Here is a 20,156-nt window from a genome sequence, read left to right as displayed (position 1 = left end):
AAAGTATTCTGACAACTAAGGAGAAATGGCATGAAGCTTTCGACAATCTTAAATTTTATAATTCTAGTATTTTTCACGTTATTATTCGTTAATGATTTCTTCCCTGATACAGCTATTGCTGCGATGCTGACTAAAAAAATAATATTGCTTATATTAGTTGGGCTTGTCATCATTCAGCTAGCCTTCGACAAGGGTAGATATAAAAGATTATCAAAAAAGGCTTATATCGGATTAACATTGTATACAGTTGAATTATGGATTGTTTTAACATTACTTGGCGGTCAATCACAAATTGGCCTATCGTTCACAAGTCCTCTATTCTATATCATTGTTGTGCTTCTTGGATTGGATTTAATCCGCCTTTCACGCCAAACTAAGCGGGATCAAACAGAGGAGAAAGCTAAGTAAAGCACAGCTATCCGTCAATCTTACAAAGCTTTCCACCACTTTCGCACTGCTAACCGTCACTTTTGTCCCTCTATCCGACGACAACATAAAAAGCATGTCTCTGATTTTAAACAGAGACATGCTTTTCTTATGATTCTAATACATTTAAAATGGCATCCAGCTCATGGACAGCTAGATCTAAGCGTTCCTTCGCTTCGATATTTTGCTGTTTTAAGTGACTAAACTCTAGTAAATTTTTCTCATGCTTTAACTTAATAGAAGATAAACGTTCGATTCGTGCTTCTACTTTTTCTATTGCTTGCTCACAGACAGTTGTCCAGAGCTTTTCTGATTGTTGCATTTCCGTTGTCGATGGGTTGTGCTGACGCATAATTCGTGCGTAAACCATTTCAATTTGTTCAATTAGCTCCGAATAGAAATGGCGCTCAACGCGTGTTGTTTGGAATGTTGGATGTTCTACCTCTTTGGCATATGGCGTTATTTGACGAAGTAGCTTGCCAGCATTTTCTCCAAAAGCATGGGATAAATTCAAGACATTCATTAATTGCAATAATAAGCGTATTTCTTCTAGATTAATAAGTTGGGAATCGATGCTTTCCTTTAACTTTAATGACTCCATGTAGCGTCGATCAAAATGTTCAATTTCACCGTTGCGCTGCTCTACTAAATGGACACTTGCATTGTCTTTCAAGCTTTTAATATAGCGAATGGCATGGTTTTTTAGCTCTTCTTTTGACAGCAAGTTATCATTGTCTTGTTGTGGTTTTTCTCGTTGAACATACGCAAATGCATCCATTTTTTTGGGCCATTGTGCTGCTTGGGTTTCATCTGAGACATTATAGCGTATATAAATTCCGTGCATTTCATATCCTCCAAGTCCATTAAACAAGTATCTCTAAAGACAATAAATCGAATACGACATTTTTTCAAGTAAAAAACTTTTAATAATTGAAAATCCTTCTTTTTAACAATAAAACAAAAATCCCGAATAGTCGATACTATTCAGGATTTTACTAGTTTTCATTTATTCCTACTTATCCTTTAACACCTTTCCACCTTCTCCACTAACCCGTGTATGGTTGCATCTCGCAAATTTATATCAAAGCGATAGATGACAAGATAAAAACAATGCTGTTAACTGAGGCCTGAGGAATTTGATGTCGTAATGAGCAGCTATCGTTCTACAGGAGCAGGAAATAATTTTTGCTGATTATATTTTAAAGCATCCCTTCATTAAAGCAACCTGTAATCAAAATTGACAAGTACAGTTCTAAAAAATTGCCAAATTCCTTGTAAGCACTACAGGAATTTGGCGATCTTTATGTGTAGCTATTTAAGCCTGTTGGCGGATATCTTGAATGCTCTTCCCTTCAGTAAACGCATGAATCGATGCCATGGAGCCCACCGATTTAAAATTTGCCTTCTCATAGACTTTGGCAACCTGTTCACTAATTGGTAATATCCAAAGATCGTCCAATCCCAGCTTGACTGATTGCTGTTGAATATGCTGCAGCATATAGCCGATTAAACCTCGACCACGATAGCCTTCAGTTGTTGCAACACTTTCAATCCTACCTTGATTTTCTGACACAAAAATATTTGCTGAGCAGCACGCCACCCCATCTAGTCTTAGTAGATAATACGTAAAATGTGACGAATGATAGGTTTGCTCAAATGCCTTTTTTATTAATGAAGGCTCCCCAAATGCAGAAATGCTCATTTCTACTGCTAATGCTTCCTCCATATTTGCATCCGTTACACGCTCAATTTGAATGGCAGGATTAGGTGGAAGTATCGCATATTCACCATCCCAGTACTGAATTTCATTAACAAAATGCTCATATTGAAAGCCGTGCGTCTCTAATGCCTCTATACATAGCTGATTTTGTTCTAGATTATATAAATAAATCCGTGGGATCAGAGATTTTGATTGGTAGAAATCTTTGATGTCGTGTAAAAATAAATCCGGTTGCTCAACCTTTCTCCAAATCTGTGCATGATTTGCATCGTAATAGGTTGGGATAGCCTGATTGTAAAATAAGACCCCCTCCTTACAAACCTCCACTTCACTGAAACTCTTCACATACTCTATATCAAGCTGCATAATGCGTTCTAAATTAAACATGCTCTGTGCCCCCTTCTAACCATCTTTCATATAAATTTTCTAATTGAAGTTCAAGCTTCTGCCGTTGTTCTTTAGCAAGCGATGGTTGTTGTAGTTTTGTCTCTAATTTTTCAATTTGTTGTTCAATCGGTAATTCTTTTTTAGGTGGCTGCGTTTTATTTACTGGTTGTTTTTCAATCGTTTTCATTGCAAGTTCCTGTCGTTTTTCTCTAGCCCACTCATAATCTCCCTCAAAAACTTGAATAGTCTGGTTTTCAATCCACGCCGTTTTCGTAAAAATTTTCTGTAAGAAATAGCGGTCATGTGACACCCCAATAATCGTGCCTTCAAAGGATTCCAGTGTCTCTTCCAATACTTCTCTTGCTTCAATATCTAAATGATTCGTTGGCTCATCTAAGATTAAGACATTGATATCCTCATGCATTAATTGTGCTAAACGAAGACGCATTTTTTCTCCACCACTTAAGTCCTTCACTTTTTTAAAGACATCATAGCCATAGAACAAAAATCGTGCGAGTATATGGCGAGCTTCCGCCTCTGACACGGCGACACTTTCACGAAAGGCATCAATTAATCGTATAGCAGGATTTGGATGTTCAAATTGCTGGGAAAGGTATCCAAATTTCACATTACTTCCAATCTGACACACTCCCTGATTAGGAATGATTTCCCCTAATATCATTTTTAATAATGTTGATTTTCCACTACCATTGCTCCCAACAATCGCTAATCTTTCGCCAAAATAAATAGCTAGATTGCTTTCCTTCAATAAAGGCTTATCAAAGCCATGATCAATGGCTTGCAAAAGCACGACCTCTTTACCACTGCGTTCAGCCATCGTTAAAGCTAAATTCATTTTCTTTTTAGTGAGGGGCTTCTTTACTCGCTCGATACGTGCTAATGCTTTTTCCATACTCTTTGCACGTCGATGCATGGATGCGTTTGGTGGATTCGCCTCATTTGCCCACTGCTTTAATCGTTTAATTGTTTCTTGCATCTTTTTAATTTTCTTTTGTTGCTCTTCATAATTTGCAAACTGTTGCTCAATTTTTGCTTCTTTTTGTGCTATAAAGGCATCATAATGGCCGTTATACGTAAAAGCCTCCCCATCCTCAATTTCAATAATCTTCTGGGCTACTTGATTCATGAATTGACGATCATGGGATACGACAATGACAATCCCCTCAAAGTTTCGCACATAATGTTCAAGCCACTCAATAGCTTGCATATCCAGATGGTTCGTTGGTTCATCCAATAACAAAATAGAGGGCTTTTTCAATAAAATTTGTCCAAGCATAACCTTTGTTTTTTCCCCACCACTTAAACTACTAAATGGCTGCTCTAGCATATCTGAAATACCTAGTCCATTTGCAATCATTGCTAGCTGTGCATCTACTTCATAGCCCCCTAATAGCATAAATTGCTCCTGCAATTGCCCATATTGTAGTAATATTTTATCCGTGACCGTCGACTGCATCTCTTGCTCAAGTGCTGTCATTTTTGCCTTTATTGCATAAATATCCGCAAATGCTTCCTCCAGCACTTCTTTCACAGCATGGAGTGGATAATGTGGAATCTGATGTAAATAGCCAATCGTCGCTTCTTTACTTTTAATTATTCGTCCCTTGTCAGGTATCTCTACCCCTGCAAGCAGTTGTAATAAAGTCGTTTTTCCACTGCCATTTACACCAACAATCGCCACATGTTCACCACTATTTACCTCTAGCTGTAGGTTCTCGAATAATATATTGCCACCCATAATTTTTTGAATTTGTTCAGCTTTCATTTGCATCGTTTTTTCCTCCAATGAAACGTGCGAAAACATCTTTAGAACACAAAAAAGACTGCTCATTAACAAGCAGTCCTCTTCTCAATTAAATGTGTGAAAAAGAATGGTTAATTCGCTACGTTTGTTATTTGATTTTGCTTAAAAATGGACAGACCTATCCCGTTGTTCGCAAAATCGAAAGTAATCACACGTGCAAAATACATAGCCGTATCCACTTTTACACATGTTTTCGTAGCGTTTTTATTCATTCCTTCTCACCTCCGTTCATAGTAGTTATGGCTATCATAACATTATTCGGATTATTTGGAAAGGGAAAATTTAACGTTCATTTATCATTATTCAAAAGTTCTATTTGATCGAAATTCGCACAAAGAAAAACATGAGAGGTTGATTCATAGCCCCATCATGTTTTCACTTTTCTTACAAATACTTTTACCACAGGCACCAGAAAAATCGAGACAACTAGTACACGAAAAAGCTGAAAGGCCGTGACAATCGTGACATTTGCATGGACCGAAGCGGCAATAATCCCCATTTGATCAAGACCACCAGGAACAATACTTAAAAAGCTTGTCCTAAAATCAAGGCTGTACAACGCTGCCATCACAAATGTTAAACCATAGGCTGCCCCAATAAAAATGCCCGCCGAAACAAACGCATAAAAGATATGCTTCTTCGATAAATGTAAATCCTCTTTTTTTAATAATAATCCAATATAAATTCCTAGCATGAGTTGAGCAATATGCAGAAGCGATAATGGTAATTTTGGCACTTCTATCCCTGCCATATTAACGCCCATTAGTAAAAACACTGGGCCTAGCATATAGCCTGTTGGAATTTTTAGCTTTTGTGCTAGCCACCCTGCGCCACCACATACCACAAGTATGCCAACAAGGTTCCATGTGTATGTTCCATCAATCATAGAACTATTGCCACCTGCCCCTGCCACCATTAAAGGAACAAAGCCAACGATTAAAAGAACGCGAAGGATTTGAAAGAATGTGATGACCACCATATCCATCTCTTGTTGCTCTTCCGCAAATGCCACAACCTGCGACATGCCCCCAGGAACACAACACGTTAAGGCAGTCGCAAAATCTAAATCTGTCCGCTTGGCAACAAGGAAACTTACCGCAAAAAACAACAAAATAAATATGATATTTAACACGACCATGCTTCCTAAAAAAAGCTTGATGTCCTGTACAGCTTCTGGTGTAAAGGCATAGCCGATAGAATAACCTGCTACGACTAAACCAAAATTGCGGAAAGAATGATGCCATTTTAATTGGACGTTGGTGGATAGCTGCACGATGAGCACCGCTGTAATCGCTCCTAACAGCCAAGGCATCGGTATATGGAAAAATTGAAAAACTACAGCACCTATTAAACCAATGCATAATGTGATGAACATATGCTTATCAAAAATAAACATGGTAGCAACCCCTTCAACTCGATAAGCCTATTATGACCTTTATAAACCGTTTTTTCTACTGGACCGACTTTTGAGCTGTTTGCTATCGTTGAAAAAGAACCTGTTATCCAACAAATAAAACCTCTTATCGAACAATTTATCCTTGCTAAAATTTTCTATGCTACATTAGTAATACCTGATTCTGCGTTTTTAAAGGAGGCCTCCTATGAAAATTCATTTAACCATCAATCATGAGCTCGAGGAAACTGAGGTTCATATTCATGCCAAGGAATATAATGAGCAAATTGAAAGATTGATGAGACAGCTTCAAGCATCCCAAACTACTATGCTAGATGGGTATGACCAACAAGAAATTCATCTCTTAAAAATTTCCGATATTTATTCCATTTACGCAGAGGATGCCAAAGTATTTTTACAGACAGATGAGCAAGAGTTTGAGTCCAAGCGAAAATTATATGAGCTTGAGGCTCAGCTAGCCAAAGATTTTGTACGCGTGAGTAAGTCTACACTCGTCAATATCCATAAAATATCCTCTATTCAAATGGGCAAAATCGGCACTACACAGCTATTACTTGAAAATGACGTAGCCATTCATGTCAGCCGAAAATATTTAAAAGAATTAAAGAGACACTTAGGTATTGGGAGGGATTCATAGCATGAAGTATTTACGCATGATGATTATCGGTCTACTCATTTCCCTTAGCTCCTCTTATGTCTTAGTGACACTTAGCGTCCTATCAAATAATGCGGTGGCCTCAGGAACAGAATTATTGGAGCAAATTGTTATCGCGGCCATCCTTGGCATTGCCATTGGTTTGCTATCCGTCATTTTTGATATGGAGCAATTGCCTTTTACAGTTCAGCTTCTTCTCCATTTAGTAGCGGTGACAGCATGTGTACTAACCGCAGGCTATTTTGGTAGTTGGTTTGATTCAGGTGTATGGTATGTACTTATTGCTGAAGCCATTATTTACTTGATTGTTTGGTGTATTCTATATGTTCTTCAATTAAATGATATTGAAAAAATCAATAAAGAAATTCAAAAGAGAAGGGATTAACCACTTATGACGTTTGCGATAAAAGTTGAAAATTTATGTAAACAGTATGGAGAACAGCAAGCTGTCAAAGGTATTTCTTTTACAGTCGAACAAGGCACCCTATTCGCTTTTTTAGGTGAAAACGGTGCAGGTAAATCTACAACGATTGAAATACTTTGTACTTTACTAAAAAAATCGAGTGGTCAAGTAACTATTAATGGTTTCACACTCGACGCAAGCAATGGTAATGCGGATATCCGTAAATCTATTGGTGTCGTTTTCCAGCAAAGTCTATTAGATGAGCGATTAACTGTACGTGAAAATATCCTCCATCGAGGTAAAACATATGGTTTATCGAAAGCACAGCTTACCGATAACTATCAATTTGTTTCCACCTATTTGCATTTAGAGGATATTGAAGAGAAAAAATATGGAACATTATCAGGGGGACAAAAAAGGCGAGCAGATATTGCTCGTGCACTGATTCATCGTCCAAGTATTTTATTTCTGGATGAACCTACAACGGGTTTAGATCCACAAACACGTCAATTTGTTTGGCAGGCGATTAAGCAGCTACAACGGGAAACCAATATGACTGTTTTTTTAACGACCCATTATATGGAGGAAGCGGCAGTCGCTCACCAAGTCACTGTCTTAAAGCAAGGTAAAATTGTCGCACAGGGAACGCCCGATGCACTAAAAACAAAATATGCCTATGATTCAATGGCTCTCGTTTTTCAAAATGCACAGGAGGGTGTGAAGTTTCTTGAGGAAAATGCGATCTCCTACACAGAGAATCAAGGGATATACACCATCCGTTTAACGTCTACCTTACAAGCACTTCCCCTTTTAAAAAAAGCTGAGCCACTTATCGCCTCCTTCGAAGTCATTAAAGGATCAATGGATGATGTCTTTCTTCATATTATGGCAGAGGAGGAGGTTGCGTAGTGGAAGCATTAATTAGTTTAGTTCTGCGTAATAACAAAATATTTAGACGGGATAAAACACAGGTGTTCTTCTCCCTACTGTCAGTCATTATTGTCATTGTGTTGTACGCTGTCTTTCTCCAAAAAATGCAGGTAGATGCAATTGAACAACTAACAGAAGCTACACCTGAATTGATCACCATGGTCAATGAGTGGCTAGTAGCAGGTTTACTATCCATGATTGCTGTTTCGACTACACTTGGTGCCTATGGTATCGCTGTTAAAGACCAAGAATCCAAAGTTCAAGCCGACTTTTTAACAGCTCCTCTTTCTCGAGCAACTATTCAGTTGAGCTATGTGCTCAATGCATTTATTATCGGCTGTATTTTTTCCTTTATTGCGCTCCTTGGCTGTGAAATCTTTATTGTCACAACGGGAGGTAAGCTTCTAAGTTTTGGGGATTTTATTCAGGTATTGAGCATACTGTTTTTATCTGTCTTGCTTGCGAGTGTTTTTAATTTATTTCTTTCGTTATTTGTGTCGACCCAAAATGCTTTCTCAACACTCGGCACAATTGTTGGTACATTACTTGGATTTTTATGTGGTGTTTATGTACCTCTTGGAGCTCTACCAAGCTTTGCACAACATATAATCATGTACTTTCCAATTAGCCATACAACACTATTATTACGCAATGCATTTATGGAGAGCTCTATTGCAAATGTCTTTGATGGTGTGCCCGTTTCTTATGCGGAAGATTATAAAATGAATTATGGCATTGTTTATGAACTAAATGGACATATACTTAGCTCCACAACAAGTCTAATTGTGATTGTCTGTACAATTGTAGTTCTTTCTCTAGCATCTATGATCTTATTTAAGAGAAAGTATAACTAAATATGAGCCAACCATTTTACACATCGTTTAGAATACGATGTGTTTTTTATTGCTTTAATACAAACATTTTGTTATTTTAAATATTAAATAACAAACAAATTCAGAATTCGTTTGTTTTATCAAGGAGGGATTGCAATGGATGTAAATGAATTATTTTGGCAAGCTCCTATCGATGATCTAAAAAAGGGATATATCGATCAAGCGACACACTTCACCTGCCTACTATGCGGTGAAAAAGTAGAAAAAGGCATTATTTATCCTCAAGAGGGCTTATTATATGAAGCAGAGAAAATGATGCAACACCATATTACATTGGCTCACCATTCTGTTTTTCATTATTTAAACGGTCTCAATAAAAAAATGACAGGCTTAACAGAACATCAAAGTCATATTTTACGCTTATTTTATGAGGGAAAATCAGATCAGGAGATAAAAGAAGAATTAGAGATTGGCAGTGCCACCACGATTCGCCATCACCGTTTTGCTTTAAAAGAAAAGGAACGCCAAGCCAAAACATTGATGGTGATGATGGAGTTACTAAAAGAACAAGATCAGAAGGAGGAACCATTTGTGCCTATTCATAAAACAGCTACTATGGTCGACGATCGCTATAACGTAACCCTCACGGAAGAACAGCAATTATTAGAGAAGCTATTTCCAAACGGTGTTGGCAAGGAACTGGTTCGCTTTCCAAAGCGCGAAAAACAGAAAATTGTAGTGCTGCGTGCAATTGCAAATCTTTTTGACCAAGAAAAGCATTATACTGAAAAAGAATTAAATGAAGTGATTAAACCGATGTATGAAGACTATGTACACATACGTCGTTACTTAATTGAATACGGTTTTCTTGACCGGAAAGCAGATGGCAGTGCCTATTGGGTAAAAAAATAAGAAAGTAGGTTAATAAAAATGGATCATAAAAAAGAGTTAAAAGAAATGTATAAAGAGATGAAAATTGAAGCTGGCGTTTTTACAATGACCAATACACAAACAGGCAAATTATTTGTGGGGAGCTTTAATAATTTAAAGCGTTTAAATGGCTTTCAATTTATGCTAAAAACCAATACACATACGAATAAGGTGCTTCAGGCAGATTACAATTTATATGGTCAAGAAGCTTTTGAGGTGGAAATCGTTGAGTATTTAAAGAAAAAAGAAGAAGGCTATTTCGATGAAAAAAAAGAGCTCGAAAAGCTGGAGCAAAAATGGCTTGAGACACTAAAACCTTATGGTGAGCATGGTTATAATTAGGAATTAGCGCATTTGCCAAAAAGGTAAATGCGCTATTCATTACTTGTTTGAAGGGTTGCCAATCAATTGAATTTCCTGCTGTGCTTTCTTCGTTAATTTATTGAAAACAAGTTCATACGAATGCTTAATAAGATTCTCTACCAAATCCATCGGGACATCCTCAGCATCCATATAAATGGAATTCCAATGGGTTTTATTCATATAGTAACCAGGTATAATGCTTGCATAGGCTTCTCGTAATTCCTCCGCTCGAGAAGGCTCACATTTCAATGTAAGAACAGGCTTACCTGTTCTATTTCCTCCAAGCATGGCATACATTTTTCCACCGATATGATAGCGATCTGCTTGCCACTCCTCTTGATAGTCATACGTTGTTCCATGAAGCTGTATACAGTAAGCATGAATTATTTCTTTTTCCATCTTTACAATCCCCGTCCCCTCAAATAAAAACACACGTTCGATTATGGTAAGTATAACCTAAAACGTGTGTAGAGAATAGCATTATTTAGTTGTACCACGATCAAACATCCCGATTACTTCCGTCGTCTGTAAAATATTCACAAACGACTTTGGATCAGTCTCCTTAATCGTGCTTTTCACATCAGCTAGTTGGTAACGCGTAATAACAGTAATTAATACTTTCCGACCCTCGCCTGAATACGCTCCCTTTGCATCGATAATCGTTACTCCACGATGTAGCTTTTCTAATAGTTGCTGTTTGACCTCGTCCCCTTTACTCGTAATAATCATCAGCGTTAATTTAATATGGCTCGTATGAATTGTATCCACTACTTTTCCAGTTGCATAAATGGACACAAGGGTTAACAACGCCGCATCCCAGCTAAAGACAAAGCCAGAAGCAGCCACTACGATTCCATTCATAGCGGCAATTAACGTACCGAGCGGAAAATCACGTTTCCGGCTAAGTAGCATAGCAATTATATCAAAGCCCCCTGAGGAGCCAGCTGCTCGGAAAATCATGCCCATTGCAAACCCTACAATAACACCACCAAATAAGGACGCGAGGATTGGCTCTTGTGTCGCTTTGTGTATTGGAATAATATATAAACTCACTGACAACACAGCCACCGAAAGAATGGTGTAGCTAATAAATCGCTTGCCGAGCTTCATCACACCTAAAATCAGTAAAGGTAGGTTAAGCAGTAAATTTAACACGCCTGTATTTAAAGGGGTAATAATCCCAAGCATGATGGCAATACCACTCAACCCACCACTCAAGATTTCATGGGGAATCAATAAATAATTATAGGCAAAGGCCACTAAAATGGAAGAAAGTGTAATTATAATCACATTTCGCATAATGCTATCCCCTATCAATCAACGACCAATTTTTGATACATCTTTGTCATAGACTACCCAATTTACTCTCCTGAAAAACCTATCCTCTTACTTTTTCTTCTGTTCTTCCTTTAAAGGCATATTTTGTTTATGTTCCCCTGTATCCGCAACTTTATAGATTCGCTCAAGCATCGGTGGATGTGTATAACGGAACCACTTCACTAAGAGTGGCGGGTTCACTTCACTTAAGCCTGAAATCGTTAGCTTTTGAAATGCTGTTACAGCCGCTTCTCGATCATTCATAAGGTTAATAGCATATTGATCGGCTCTCGTTTCTTGATATCTCGATATAAAATTGGATACTGGATTGGAAGCAAATAGTAAAATAGAAGTAATGAGTAAAAATAATGGATAGGAACGAATGCTACTGATTTTATTAATTTTTAAAACCTGTCCATATCGTGAAATCAAGCGACGCATAATTTTCGCTGTTAGCCATAGCCCTATTAACATTAAGAATAAATAGCCTGCAATGCCAAAATAAATATGCTTTTCAACATAATGTCCCATTTCATGTGCCATGATAAATAAAATTTCATTGTCCGTTAGTCTATTTAATGTAGTATCCCATAGCACAATTCTCGAATTGCTCCCAATTCCTGTCACATAAGCATTTAAAGCATTTGTCTTTTCTGCCATGTTGACCTCATAAACATGCTCTGCCGGAATATTGGCCTGTGTAGCAAGTGAAAGTATCTTTGTTTCCAATTCTTTATTTTTTAGTGGATAAAAATCATTGTACAAAGGATCAATGACAACTGGCTGAATGAACATCACAAAGATTGTAAAGGGGATAGTTAAAAGCCAAGCATAGAGCCACCATCTTTTTTCGCTCTTTTTAATGAGCCAATAAATCACCGTAACAATAATCAAGCTAGTGCCAAAATTCACCCAAAAATCAATGACACCATCCTTCATCCAAGATGCAAATGCTTGTGTACTGATGCCATAGCTTTTGCTTAGATGATAGCGATAATAATCAAGTGGGAATAGCACAATATAGAGCAATAAAGATAATAGGAATAAGTAACCCGCATTTTGCAATAGCTTCCACTTCGTTTGGGAGGTCGTCACATTTTCGAAATAACGAGATACACCCAATAGTAAAATCAAGAAGTAAATAAGCCATTCTAAAGGTGTGGCTACAAAGAATACAAAGTTCCGTATTTTTGAATATTCACCACTTAAAAAAAGCTCCTTGCCAGACATAAACATCACTGGATCTGCCGCCGTTCCTTGTAAGGCACTTGGTATTTTACCACCACCGCTGTGGAAAATATACCAGTACATACAAAGCACGTAAACACCGAAAAGTAGTAGTGTAACAATGCCCATTTTTTTCGCTATGTTATTTCCCCCTCATATCACCCAAAGTTCGTCCTATAGTAAGTGTAAGCGAAATTATCAAAGTTAGAACAAACATGGACCTACTTTTTTAATCTCTCTGTTGCCAAAGAAAAATTTCGCCTCATTTCTATATGAGGCGAAATCATTATCGTCCTATTCATTTATCCATAACAAATGCCGTTTTACCACGTTGATCCCCGCTTAGATAGCCAGTGGATAATAGTTGCTCATACCATTGCTTTTCTATAGTAGCTGCTTGAGCCGCATCATCTACCTTCGTAGAAAGTTCAACCATAATATCGCCTTTGTACTGCCATACCTCTATATCCGCTTCATGTCCTAAAAAGCTTCCTTTATAGTTCGTAGCATTAGCAGGCCCATATACGACAACTTGAGACAACGTATTTTTATACCATGCTTCGGAGTTCCAATTTACAATTTTCTTTGGCGCATTTTCAAGAATGAGTTTTTTTGCAACATTTGTAGCAACTGAATCATAAGAGACCTCAGCAGAAGTCTTCAAAGATTCCTTTCGGCTTATCGTAAATGTACGATGATCTCCCTTAATATCTAGCTCAAACTTATAATTTGACTCAGAACCAGTAAAACCATGATTCATTGTTTCTGCCATTGCTTCACTTAAAGGTGTGTTTAAAAAACGCTTTTTGTAGGTTATATCCATTTTATTACTACCCTTATATACACGTAAGCGGTGTATATAGTCATGACGTAGGAACGATTGGTCCAGCGTATCATAAAAATAAACTTTTACGTCATCCTTTTTAGTTGCTTGAAAAGCCTGGACAATAGTTGATTCATTAAAAATCTCAGGTTTAATATTGAATTTAATTTCATGGCCTGGCTCAATGGCTGCTTTCGCTTGTGTTGTATTCACACCCATCATACTAATCATTATCAAGCCCAAAACACACAGATAAAATGCCCATTTTTTTAGTTTAGTCACGCTTTAATTCCTCCTTCGGAAATGTTGTTGTTAAATTTGTATGTGTACTGTGAAAATAGATCGTTTGTCGTGCACGAAGTCTCTGTGACAGTGCCACTAAATCCCAATAGTCTGGATGTGTTTTATAGAAGAACTCCTCAGAGATATGCTTTAAGCTAGCTGGATTGTAAGCATGACGAGAATAGCCTGTATGAACAAAAATTGCCGTCGGATAATCCATTGCAAGCTCCTCCACTTGAGCCACATCCTGCTCTGAGACAAAATACAGTACATGGGGACTGTCCTGTTTTTGCTTGAGTCGTTCTAAAAGCATCACTTTATTTGGCCAAATATTTTCATGTTCTTCATCATAATGCGCCAATAAAGGTTGTAGCTTGGCATCTACCCTAATCGCTCGAGTTGTATGTTCGGAAAGATACGTCATAATATCGACTGTTTTGCCCGAAAAAGAGGAGGGGAATATAAATGAATGATTGGGATGAGCCTTTACATACATAGCCATTTGCTGTAACACCTCAAGATTTCGAATGCATTTTTCCGCATGTCCACTATCAATAAACGCTACATCATAAACCGTTCCATCCTCCTCTGGCAAGGTCGCCTTTAATAAATACGAATCGACTACATAATCACCAGAGAAAAAAATCATTTCATCAAAGAAACGAATTTTGTACCACACGCTTCCAATTAAATGCCCGCTATATCCCCATTGAAAGGCAAGATATTCATTGACCTCTATCCATTTTCCAATCGTATCTGGATAGAAAGTTCTGCCTTGTGGGATAAGCAGTGGAAGCTGCTGAGCAGTTGTATGACTCATTAGTATCGGTCCCGTATAGCCCATGTTCTGTAGTATTGGCAATGCCCCTACATGATCAATATGCGAATGAGAAATAAAGACAGCAACTAGCTTTTCAATATGATTAAATGTAATATTTGGTGGCGTTTTTTGTGTATTTTTCATAATGCCACAATCCAATAAAATGGCCTGCCTCTGATTTTCTATATAAAAACAATTGCGCCCATATTCGCCTACACCACCTAAAATTTCAACACTAAGCATTGGCCTGCCCTCCTCGTTTTTGCAGCCAACCCAATAGGAACATAAAAATAACAGTCATAAGGACGGTTATAACAGCTACTGCCATTCCAACCCCTACATTACCTTGCTCAAATTGGCTATAGATAAAGGTTGCCCCTGTCTCTACGGATGGTGGCAAAATTAAAAGGCCAGCTACAAGCTCTCGCATTGAAATAATAAAAGTCATCATCATTCCTGTAAAAATACCCTGCATCAAAAGTGGTAGGATGATGCGACGATAAACCGCAATGTTACTACGTCCAAAAATAGCAGCTGATTGAAAAATAGAGGCATCCAATTGTGAAAAAGAAGACTTTATATACTGCACCGAATAAGGTAAAAACAGTACACAGTATGTGACTATTACCATTGCCTTTGTGTTATAAATTGTTGCGGGAAGCCAAGGAGCATTCCAAAACATAATTAAACCTACAACAAAGACAATCCCCGGAATAATATTAGGCATTAAACTAAAGAAGTCTAATATTTGCTGCTTTCTGGTTTCTCCTTTTTTAATATAAAGAGCGATGAATAAACCTATTATGGCGGTTATCAAGGCCGTCATGATAGAAAAAACAATGCTATTTAAAAATGCTGTCAATCCTGCACTTCCACTAGTGAAGACCTCTTGATAAGAAGCCAAACTGAAATTCCCTGCCTGTAAACCATCTCCCCGTACCTTTTGCAATGAGGTCACGATAATAGAGAAATAAGGAATGCCGATAGATAGCAATAAAATAAGCCCTACAAAAGTCCAAGAAGCTGTTCTTATATACCACTTGTCCTTGATCTCACGTCTAGCAGGTGTTTTTCCTGATAGCACACCATATGTATATTTGCGTCCAATGAGATTTTGGAAATACCAAATGACTAAGCAAACTGACAATAAGAATAAGGATAGCGAGGTTGCCATGCGAATATCAACTGGCCATCTTGATAAATAGGAATGAATTTCGGTTGTAAACACTTGAAATCCAATCCGACTGCCGAATGTAGCTGGCGTTCCAAATTCAGCAAGCGTCTTAATAAAAATAAGGAGACTTCCCAAAACATAGCTCGAAAGTAAAAGAGGTAACACAACTTTTAGCCAATTTTGCAAAGAACTTCGCCCAAAAATCAGCGCTGCATCTAAAAATGAGCCATTTATGCGAAGCAATGTATTTTTCAGCATTAAATACAAAAACGGAAACAGGTGTAGGCTCATGATCACTACCATGCCAAATAAGGAAAAGAAGGAATCTGTCATCCAAGCAGCACTTGGAATAAGCTGCTGTAAAAAACCATTGTGCTGCATAAACAAAATCCAGCCCATTGAACCAATATAGGGAGGTGTCATAAATGGAATCGTTAACACTATATCGAGCCATTCATATTGATATAAACTTGTTTTCGTGCGAATGAAAGCCATAGGTAATGCGATAATTGTTGTCCCAATAATCACAAAAACCCCTAAAACCACCGAATTCCCAAGCGTTTTCCATATTCTATCATGTGCAAACATTCGACTAAATTGTGATATATCAACATGTCCCTCTTTTATAAAGGTATAAAATAAAATGGCCATCAACGGTGCGATAGCAAATATGATGACAATTGTCAGTAAAAATCCAAAAGCTCGTCTTCCTTCCATTATCATGGCATGTCAACCCTTCTCTATGAAAACTAGAAGGAGGTATATCAACCTCCCTTTATTTAGCGAAATAAATCCGTAAATTTTGTTAGTACTTCCAGCTGTTTCGCTTCCGCACCCATCCAATCAACTGTTAACTGTGGAATTTCATCTAATGCTGCACGATTTTTCACAGCAATATCTTTATTCCCTGGTAATAAGTAAGCATCTGCTACTAGCTTTTGCCCTTCATCTGACAATAAAAAATCAACATAGGCTTGTGCAGATTCTACATGTTGCGCATCCTTTAAAATACCTACCGCTCTTGGACTAACTACTGTCCCACTCGTCGGATAGATAATTTCCACTGGCTCACCGTCTGCTTTTGCTTTATAAGCCATATAATCTACACCTGCAATCGTGGCATTTTTCTCGCCTGTAATAACCGCATCCAAGGCTTCTTTATTCGCACCATTGACTTGTAAGCCATTTTTCTTCCAACTATCAATCGTGCTCCAAGCTGTTTTTTCTGCTGCTGTGTAGCCAAATAAGAAATCAACAGCAGAGCCTGACAGACTTGGATCTGGTATATTCATTTTATTTTGCCAATCAGCTTTTGCTAAATCAGACCAATCCGTAGGCGCCTGTGTCGTATTTTTCGTATTATAGGCAATACCTAAAGCAGAGGCACTGTAGCCATAAAAATATCCATCTTGATCCGACCAATCACTGTTAATTTTGTCCTTGTTTTTAGCCGCTTCGTAGCTTTGCAATTGATCTGTTGCTTTTAACCCATCCATTGAGGCAACAGAGGCAAGTACAACAATGTCAGCTACAGGATTATTTTTTTCCGCTTCTAAACGAGAGAGAATTTTACCCGTAGTTCCTTGAAACATTTCCACTTTAATCCCTGTTTTTTCTTCAAATGCTTGCTGAATATTTGCAGCTAAACCATCTGGCCCAGCAGAATACACTGTCAGAACTTTCTCCTCCTGTGTCTTTGCACTTGCTTCATTCGTCTCTTTTGCCTCTTTATTACCACAGCCAGCTAATGCTAAGACCAATAAAATGCCAGCAGTTGCCCATAATTTAAAATGTCGTTTCTTCAATGTAAACCCTCCAATTGATAGATTTGTTTTTCATCAATAAAAACTTGCAATCTTTTTCCATGCTCTAATGGCTGCTTCTCATAAAAGCTCCAATACTGTCCTTCTACCTGTGCTTGTACTAGATAACGATCGCCAACAAATGTACTTTTCACAATCTGCGCTTGTTTGGCAATCGTACCAGGACGCGATATTCTCGAAACACCCTCAGGTCGCACAATTGATTGTCGATTGTGAAGCCAATTCACTTTGCCAATAAAATCTGCCACATAGGGCGTTGCTGGTGCACGATAAATTTCTTCAGGCGAGCCAATTTGAGCAATCCTCCCTGCCTCCATAACAATAATTTGATCAGACATTGTCATGGCCTCTGTTTGATCATGTGTTACGAAAATGGCTTGGCAATTAAGCTCATGAATGAGGTGCATGATTTCATCTTGCATTTGCTCTCTTAAAACAGCATCGAGAGCGGATAAAGGTTCATCAAATAAAATTAATTGCGGTTTGGTCGCTAAAGCTCTAGCTAATGCCACTCGCTGCTGTTGTCCACCCGATAATTCACCTGGCTTTCGTTTCTCATAGCCTTGCATTTTTACCAATCGCATCACATGCTCGACTCGTTCTGGAATAGCTGATTTCGGAATAATGCCCTTTAAGCCAAAGGCAATATTTTGGAAGATGGTCATATGTGGCCATAGAGCAAAATCTTGAAAAACCATGGCAATATTACGCTTATTTGGTTTGACATTTTTACGAGACGCCGAAGAATAAATGACGGTGTCATCAAATCTTATTTCTCCTTTTGATGGCTGTTCAAGGCCAGCTATCAACTTTAATAAGGTTGTTTTGCCACAGCCTGATTGTCCGAGAATCGTAATAAATTGCTGATCTAACTCCACATCAATCGGCCACAATGCTTGAGACTGCCCATATTTTTTCTCGATATTTTTTAATGAGATTTTCATAAGTATCCTCCTCGTTACTTACAACTATAAATTCCAGATATTTAGAAAATATTAATCTACTATTAATAACACGTTAAAAAAAATCTAATAAACTAAAGCAAATACAAGATTTTTTCTAATTTCCTTTAGGAGGATAAAATGAACAATAGTAAATTACAGGCATTTTGCTTACTTGTAGAATTAAAAAAATTAGCCCCTGTCGCCAAAGCACTTGGCATTACAGCCCCCACCGTATCATTTCATATTCGCTCTATAGAGGAGGAATACGGTATTCATTTATTTCGAACAAATGCTGGAGGATACCGTTTAACAGAAGCGGGCGAAGGTGTGTATCATTACGCTCGTCAAATGGTTCAACTTCAAAAGGATATGGATCGTTTTATTGAAAATCTTTTAGCAGGCCATATCGGTTCATTACGACTAGGGGCGAGTGGCTTACCTGCCCATATTTTTATGCCAGATTTAATTCATCAAGTTTCAACGACCTATCCTGAGATTCACATTTCATTAGAAGTAAAAACAGCACCTGAAATTGAAAAAAAGGTAGCACTACAAGAATTAGATTTCGGGCTCATCATGGAGACTAAGCAGGAAAATCCTTTACTTCATTACGAAACAATCGGTGAAGATGCACTTGTATTGGCATTTAGCCCATCTCACGAGCTAGCAGCACAAAACGACATCACCAAAGAAGATATTCTTAAGTACAAGCTATTGTTGCATACATCCTCTAGCTCCACGAATCACTTCATTGAAAAGTGGATGGACCCATTTCAGCCTTCTATTTACACAATTGAGCTGGATTCTGTGAGCACGATTAAAAAGATGCTGACCTTTGGCAAAAACTTGGCGTTTCTATCTGTTTCCTTAATAGAAGAAGAATTAAAATCAGGTGTACTGCTCAAGAAAGATCTACATGATGTAACACTAAATAGAAAAATTCAATTGATTTATCCGAAAACGCGCTTAGATCATAAAATGGATGAATTTGTAAAAATGTCGGTTTATGAAATAGCAAAGCAATTAAAAATGTCTTCTACGATGACATAATTCCACATACAGTCGTAATAACATGGAATGGAAAGATATTTTTATGAAAGGAGGGTTGTCCTTGCTAACCAAGCTGTTGACAAAAGATTGTATACAGCTTGCAAACTTTGTCCGATCATGGCAAGAAGCAATTCATAAAGCGGCTAGCCCATTAGTACAACAACACAAAATTGAACAGCGCTATGTCGAAGCCATGATTCGATCTATTGAACACTATGGTCCTTACGTTGTCATCACACCCAAAGTAGCCATTCCTCATGCACGGCCATCTGATGGGGTTCTTGAACTAGCCATAAGCTTGCTACGATTACAAAAGCCTGTTTTTTTTAGCCCTAATCAGCCTGTCTACCTACTAATTGTGCTAGCTGCCATTGACAATGCTTCACATCTACAGGTGTTGGCTGATTTGGCATTAGTCTTACAAGAACCCGATCAGATTGATGACCTAATCGCCTGTCAACATGCGGACATGATATGGGAGAAAATCAAACAATATACGACAAAGGAGTCAACAGAATGAAAATTTTAGTCGTGTGTGGGAGCGGTTTAGGAAGTAGCTTTATTTTAGAATTGAATGTTAAAAAAGCATTAGAAGTATTGGGGAAAGATGCAGAGGTAACGCATACAGATTTAGCGTCTGCCAAGGCGGAGAAAGCAGATATTTATTTAGGGGCAGCAGATATCGTGAATGAATTAGCGAAAGACAAAGGAATCATTGTGAGCATCGTAAATATGATGAGTATTTCAGAAATAAAAGAAAAGCTTGAACCGTTGCTTTAAGCATTAAAAATTTGGATAGGATGAGGTGTT

The 20,156-nt window shown here is 37.9% G+C and carries 23 protein-coding genes; 10 read left to right on the top strand and 13 right to left on the bottom strand.

Features of this window, described 5'->3' with window-relative positions:
* The first annotated feature begins 30 nt into the window (after positions 1 to 30).
* A complete protein-coding gene (locus tag VK91_RS00220; protein WP_048389728.1) occupies positions 31 to 408 on the top strand; it encodes a hypothetical protein in 378 nt (125 codons plus the stop codon).
* Between the two features lie 127 nt (positions 409 to 535).
* Here VK91_RS00220 and VK91_RS00215 read toward each other — a convergent pair whose 3' ends face one another.
* The 5 genes from VK91_RS00215 to VK91_RS00200 form a co-directional block, all read right to left on the bottom strand.
* Positions 536 to 1,270, bottom strand: coding sequence for a hypothetical protein (locus tag VK91_RS00215; protein ID WP_048389726.1), 735 nt, complete (start codon positions 1,268 to 1,270; stop codon positions 536 to 538).
* A gap of 471 nt (positions 1,271 to 1,741) precedes the next feature.
* Positions 1,742 to 2,533: a GNAT family N-acetyltransferase gene (locus VK91_RS00210; RefSeq protein ID WP_048389724.1), complete on the bottom strand. Its 792-nt coding sequence runs from the start codon at positions 2,531 to 2,533 to the stop codon at positions 1,742 to 1,744.
* On the bottom strand, positions 2,526 to 4,325 hold the full coding sequence (gene abc-f / locus VK91_RS00205) for a ribosomal protection-like ABC-F family protein (RefSeq protein WP_048389722.1): 1,800 nt from the start codon (positions 4,323 to 4,325) through the stop codon (positions 2,526 to 2,528). The genes VK91_RS00210 and abc-f overlap by 8 nt, the downstream gene beginning before the upstream one ends.
* 104 nt (positions 4,326 to 4,429) lie before the next feature.
* Positions 4,430 to 4,570, bottom strand: coding sequence for an RAxF-45 family protein (locus VK91_RS22790; RefSeq protein WP_004232534.1), 141 nt, complete (start codon positions 4,568 to 4,570; stop codon positions 4,430 to 4,432).
* Between the two features lie 155 nt (positions 4,571 to 4,725).
* The gene (locus VK91_RS00200) at positions 4,726 to 5,754 is read right to left on the bottom strand and encodes an AbrB family transcriptional regulator (protein ID WP_048389717.1); all 1,029 of its coding nucleotides are present in this window, start codon (positions 5,752 to 5,754) and stop codon (positions 4,726 to 4,728) included.
* A gap of 205 nt (positions 5,755 to 5,959) precedes the next feature.
* Here VK91_RS00200 and VK91_RS00195 point away from each other — a divergent pair, with 205 nt between their 5' ends.
* From VK91_RS00195 to VK91_RS00170, 6 genes are all read left to right on the top strand, one after another.
* A complete protein-coding gene (locus VK91_RS00195; RefSeq protein WP_048389715.1) occupies positions 5,960 to 6,409 on the top strand; it encodes a LytTR family DNA-binding domain-containing protein in 450 nt (149 codons plus the stop codon).
* Position 6,410: 1 nt separating this feature from the next.
* On the top strand, positions 6,411 to 6,812 hold the full coding sequence (locus VK91_RS00190) for a DUF3021 domain-containing protein (RefSeq protein ID WP_048389711.1): 402 nt from the start codon (positions 6,411 to 6,413) through the stop codon (positions 6,810 to 6,812).
* 6 nt (positions 6,813 to 6,818) lie between these two features.
* Entirely contained in the window at positions 6,819 to 7,739 is a 921-nt protein-coding gene (locus VK91_RS00185) for an ABC transporter ATP-binding protein (protein WP_048389710.1), read from the top strand.
* Positions 7,739 to 8,614, top strand: a complete 876-nt coding sequence (locus VK91_RS00180) for an ABC transporter permease (RefSeq protein ID WP_048389709.1) — start codon at positions 7,739 to 7,741, stop codon at positions 8,612 to 8,614. The genes VK91_RS00185 and VK91_RS00180 overlap by 1 nt, the downstream gene beginning before the upstream one ends.
* 135 nt (positions 8,615 to 8,749) lie before the next feature.
* Positions 8,750 to 9,505, top strand: a complete 756-nt coding sequence (locus VK91_RS00175) for a DUF2087 domain-containing protein (protein ID WP_048389708.1) — start codon at positions 8,750 to 8,752, stop codon at positions 9,503 to 9,505.
* An 18-nt stretch (positions 9,506 to 9,523) separates the two neighbouring features.
* Positions 9,524 to 9,865 carry a GIY-YIG nuclease family protein gene (locus VK91_RS00170; RefSeq protein WP_048389707.1) on the top strand — a complete coding sequence of 114 codons (342 nt, stop codon included), beginning with the start codon at positions 9,524 to 9,526 and terminating at the stop codon, positions 9,863 to 9,865.
* Positions 9,866 to 9,904: 39 nt separating this feature from the next.
* On the opposite strand, the gene VK91_RS00165 is transcribed toward VK91_RS00170, so the two are convergent.
* The 8 genes from VK91_RS00165 to VK91_RS00130 all read right to left on the bottom strand — a co-directional run bounded on the left by VK91_RS00165 (position 9,905) and on the right by VK91_RS00130 (position 18,296).
* Positions 9,905 to 10,285 (bottom strand): MmcQ/YjbR family DNA-binding protein, encoded by a 381-nt coding sequence (locus VK91_RS00165; RefSeq protein ID WP_048389704.1) that lies wholly within the window; start codon positions 10,283 to 10,285, stop codon positions 9,905 to 9,907.
* A gap of 81 nt (positions 10,286 to 10,366) precedes the next feature.
* Entirely contained in the window at positions 10,367 to 11,185 is an 819-nt protein-coding gene (locus VK91_RS00160; protein ID WP_004232517.1) for a YitT family protein, read from the bottom strand.
* Between the two features lie 87 nt (positions 11,186 to 11,272).
* On the bottom strand, positions 11,273 to 12,571 hold the full coding sequence (locus VK91_RS00155) for a M48 family metallopeptidase (RefSeq protein ID WP_048389701.1): 1,299 nt from the start codon (positions 12,569 to 12,571) through the stop codon (positions 11,273 to 11,275).
* Between the two features lie 157 nt (positions 12,572 to 12,728).
* Positions 12,729 to 13,535 carry a hypothetical protein gene (locus tag VK91_RS00150; protein WP_048389699.1) on the bottom strand — a complete coding sequence of 269 codons (807 nt, stop codon included), beginning with the start codon at positions 13,533 to 13,535 and terminating at the stop codon, positions 12,729 to 12,731.
* A complete protein-coding gene (locus VK91_RS00145; protein ID WP_048389696.1) occupies positions 13,528 to 14,598 on the bottom strand; it encodes an MBL fold metallo-hydrolase in 1,071 nt (356 codons plus the stop codon). Before VK91_RS00145 ends, VK91_RS00150 begins: the two co-directional genes overlap by 8 nt.
* On the bottom strand, positions 14,591 to 16,252 hold the full coding sequence (locus tag VK91_RS00140) for an iron ABC transporter permease (RefSeq protein WP_048389695.1): 1,662 nt from the start codon (positions 16,250 to 16,252) through the stop codon (positions 14,591 to 14,593). Before VK91_RS00140 ends, VK91_RS00145 begins: the two co-directional genes overlap by 8 nt.
* A gap of 56 nt (positions 16,253 to 16,308) precedes the next feature.
* Positions 16,309 to 17,334, bottom strand: coding sequence for an ABC transporter substrate-binding protein (locus VK91_RS00135; RefSeq protein WP_048389694.1), 1,026 nt, complete (start codon positions 17,332 to 17,334; stop codon positions 16,309 to 16,311).
* Entirely contained in the window at positions 17,331 to 18,296 is a 966-nt protein-coding gene (locus VK91_RS00130; protein WP_048389693.1) for an ABC transporter ATP-binding protein, read from the bottom strand. Before VK91_RS00130 ends, VK91_RS00135 begins: the two co-directional genes overlap by 4 nt.
* Before the next feature lie 138 nt (positions 18,297 to 18,434).
* On the opposite strand from VK91_RS00130, the gene VK91_RS00125 reads away from it, so the two are divergent.
* The 3 genes from VK91_RS00125 to VK91_RS00115 all read left to right on the top strand — a co-directional run bounded on the left by VK91_RS00125 (position 18,435) and on the right by VK91_RS00115 (position 20,126).
* Positions 18,435 to 19,346, top strand: coding sequence for a LysR family transcriptional regulator (locus VK91_RS00125; protein WP_048389692.1), 912 nt, complete (start codon positions 18,435 to 18,437; stop codon positions 19,344 to 19,346).
* A 61-nt stretch (positions 19,347 to 19,407) separates the two neighbouring features.
* Positions 19,408 to 19,866, top strand: a complete 459-nt coding sequence (locus tag VK91_RS00120; protein WP_048389690.1) for a PTS sugar transporter subunit IIA — start codon at positions 19,408 to 19,410, stop codon at positions 19,864 to 19,866.
* Positions 19,863 to 20,126 carry a PTS sugar transporter subunit IIB gene (locus tag VK91_RS00115; protein WP_004232490.1) on the top strand — a complete coding sequence of 88 codons (264 nt, stop codon included), beginning with the start codon at positions 19,863 to 19,865 and terminating at the stop codon, positions 20,124 to 20,126. Before VK91_RS00120 ends, VK91_RS00115 begins: the two co-directional genes overlap by 4 nt.
* The last annotated feature ends 30 nt before the right edge of the window (positions 20,127 to 20,156 follow it).

This window comes from Lysinibacillus sp. LK3, from assembly GCF_001043675.1.
Lineage (GTDB): Bacteria > Bacillota > Bacilli > Bacillales_A > Planococcaceae > Lysinibacillus > Lysinibacillus capsici.
This window is presented reverse-complemented; position numbering and strand designations above follow the sequence as displayed.

Excerpts from the sequence above, each read along its gene's own strand:
- VK91_RS00115 (WP_004232490.1), top strand. The coding sequence starts at position 19,863 with ATGAAAATTTTAGTCGTGTGTGGGAGCGGTTTAGGAAGTAGCTTTATT.
- VK91_RS00145 (WP_048389696.1), bottom strand. The coding sequence starts at position 14,598 with ATGCTTAGTGTTGAAATTTTAGGTGGTGTAGGCGAATATGGGCGCAAT.
- VK91_RS00220 (WP_048389728.1), top strand. The coding sequence starts at position 31 with ATGAAGCTTTCGACAATCTTAAATTTTATAATTCTAGTATTTTTCACG.
- VK91_RS00195 (WP_048389715.1), top strand. The coding sequence starts at position 5,960 with ATGAAAATTCATTTAACCATCAATCATGAGCTCGAGGAAACTGAGGTT.
- abc-f (WP_048389722.1), bottom strand. The coding sequence starts at position 4,325 with ATGCAAATGAAAGCTGAACAAATTCAAAAAATTATGGGTGGCAATATA.
- VK91_RS00200 (WP_048389717.1), bottom strand. The coding sequence starts at position 5,754 with ATGTTTATTTTTGATAAGCATATGTTCATCACATTATGCATTGGTTTA.
- VK91_RS00190 (WP_048389711.1), top strand. The coding sequence starts at position 6,411 with ATGAAGTATTTACGCATGATGATTATCGGTCTACTCATTTCCCTTAGC.
- VK91_RS00125 (WP_048389692.1), top strand. The coding sequence starts at position 18,435 with ATGAACAATAGTAAATTACAGGCATTTTGCTTACTTGTAGAATTAAAA.
- VK91_RS00130 (WP_048389693.1), bottom strand. The coding sequence starts at position 18,296 with ATGAAAATCTCATTAAAAAATATCGAGAAAAAATATGGGCAGTCTCAA.
- VK91_RS22790 (WP_004232534.1), bottom strand. The coding sequence starts at position 4,570 with ATGAATAAAAACGCTACGAAAACATGTGTAAAAGTGGATACGGCTATG.
- VK91_RS00210 (WP_048389724.1), bottom strand. The coding sequence starts at position 2,533 with ATGTTTAATTTAGAACGCATTATGCAGCTTGATATAGAGTATGTGAAG.
- VK91_RS00170 (WP_048389707.1), top strand. The coding sequence starts at position 9,524 with ATGGATCATAAAAAAGAGTTAAAAGAAATGTATAAAGAGATGAAAATT.
- VK91_RS00185 (WP_048389710.1), top strand. The coding sequence starts at position 6,819 with ATGACGTTTGCGATAAAAGTTGAAAATTTATGTAAACAGTATGGAGAA.
- VK91_RS00140 (WP_048389695.1), bottom strand. The coding sequence starts at position 16,252 with ATGATAATGGAAGGAAGACGAGCTTTTGGATTTTTACTGACAATTGTC.
- VK91_RS00215 (WP_048389726.1), bottom strand. The coding sequence starts at position 1,270 with ATGCACGGAATTTATATACGCTATAATGTCTCAGATGAAACCCAAGCA.
- VK91_RS00165 (WP_048389704.1), bottom strand. The coding sequence starts at position 10,285 with ATGGAAAAAGAAATAATTCATGCTTACTGTATACAGCTTCATGGAACA.
- VK91_RS00175 (WP_048389708.1), top strand. The coding sequence starts at position 8,750 with ATGGATGTAAATGAATTATTTTGGCAAGCTCCTATCGATGATCTAAAA.
- VK91_RS00160 (WP_004232517.1), bottom strand. The coding sequence starts at position 11,185 with ATGCGAAATGTGATTATAATTACACTTTCTTCCATTTTAGTGGCCTTT.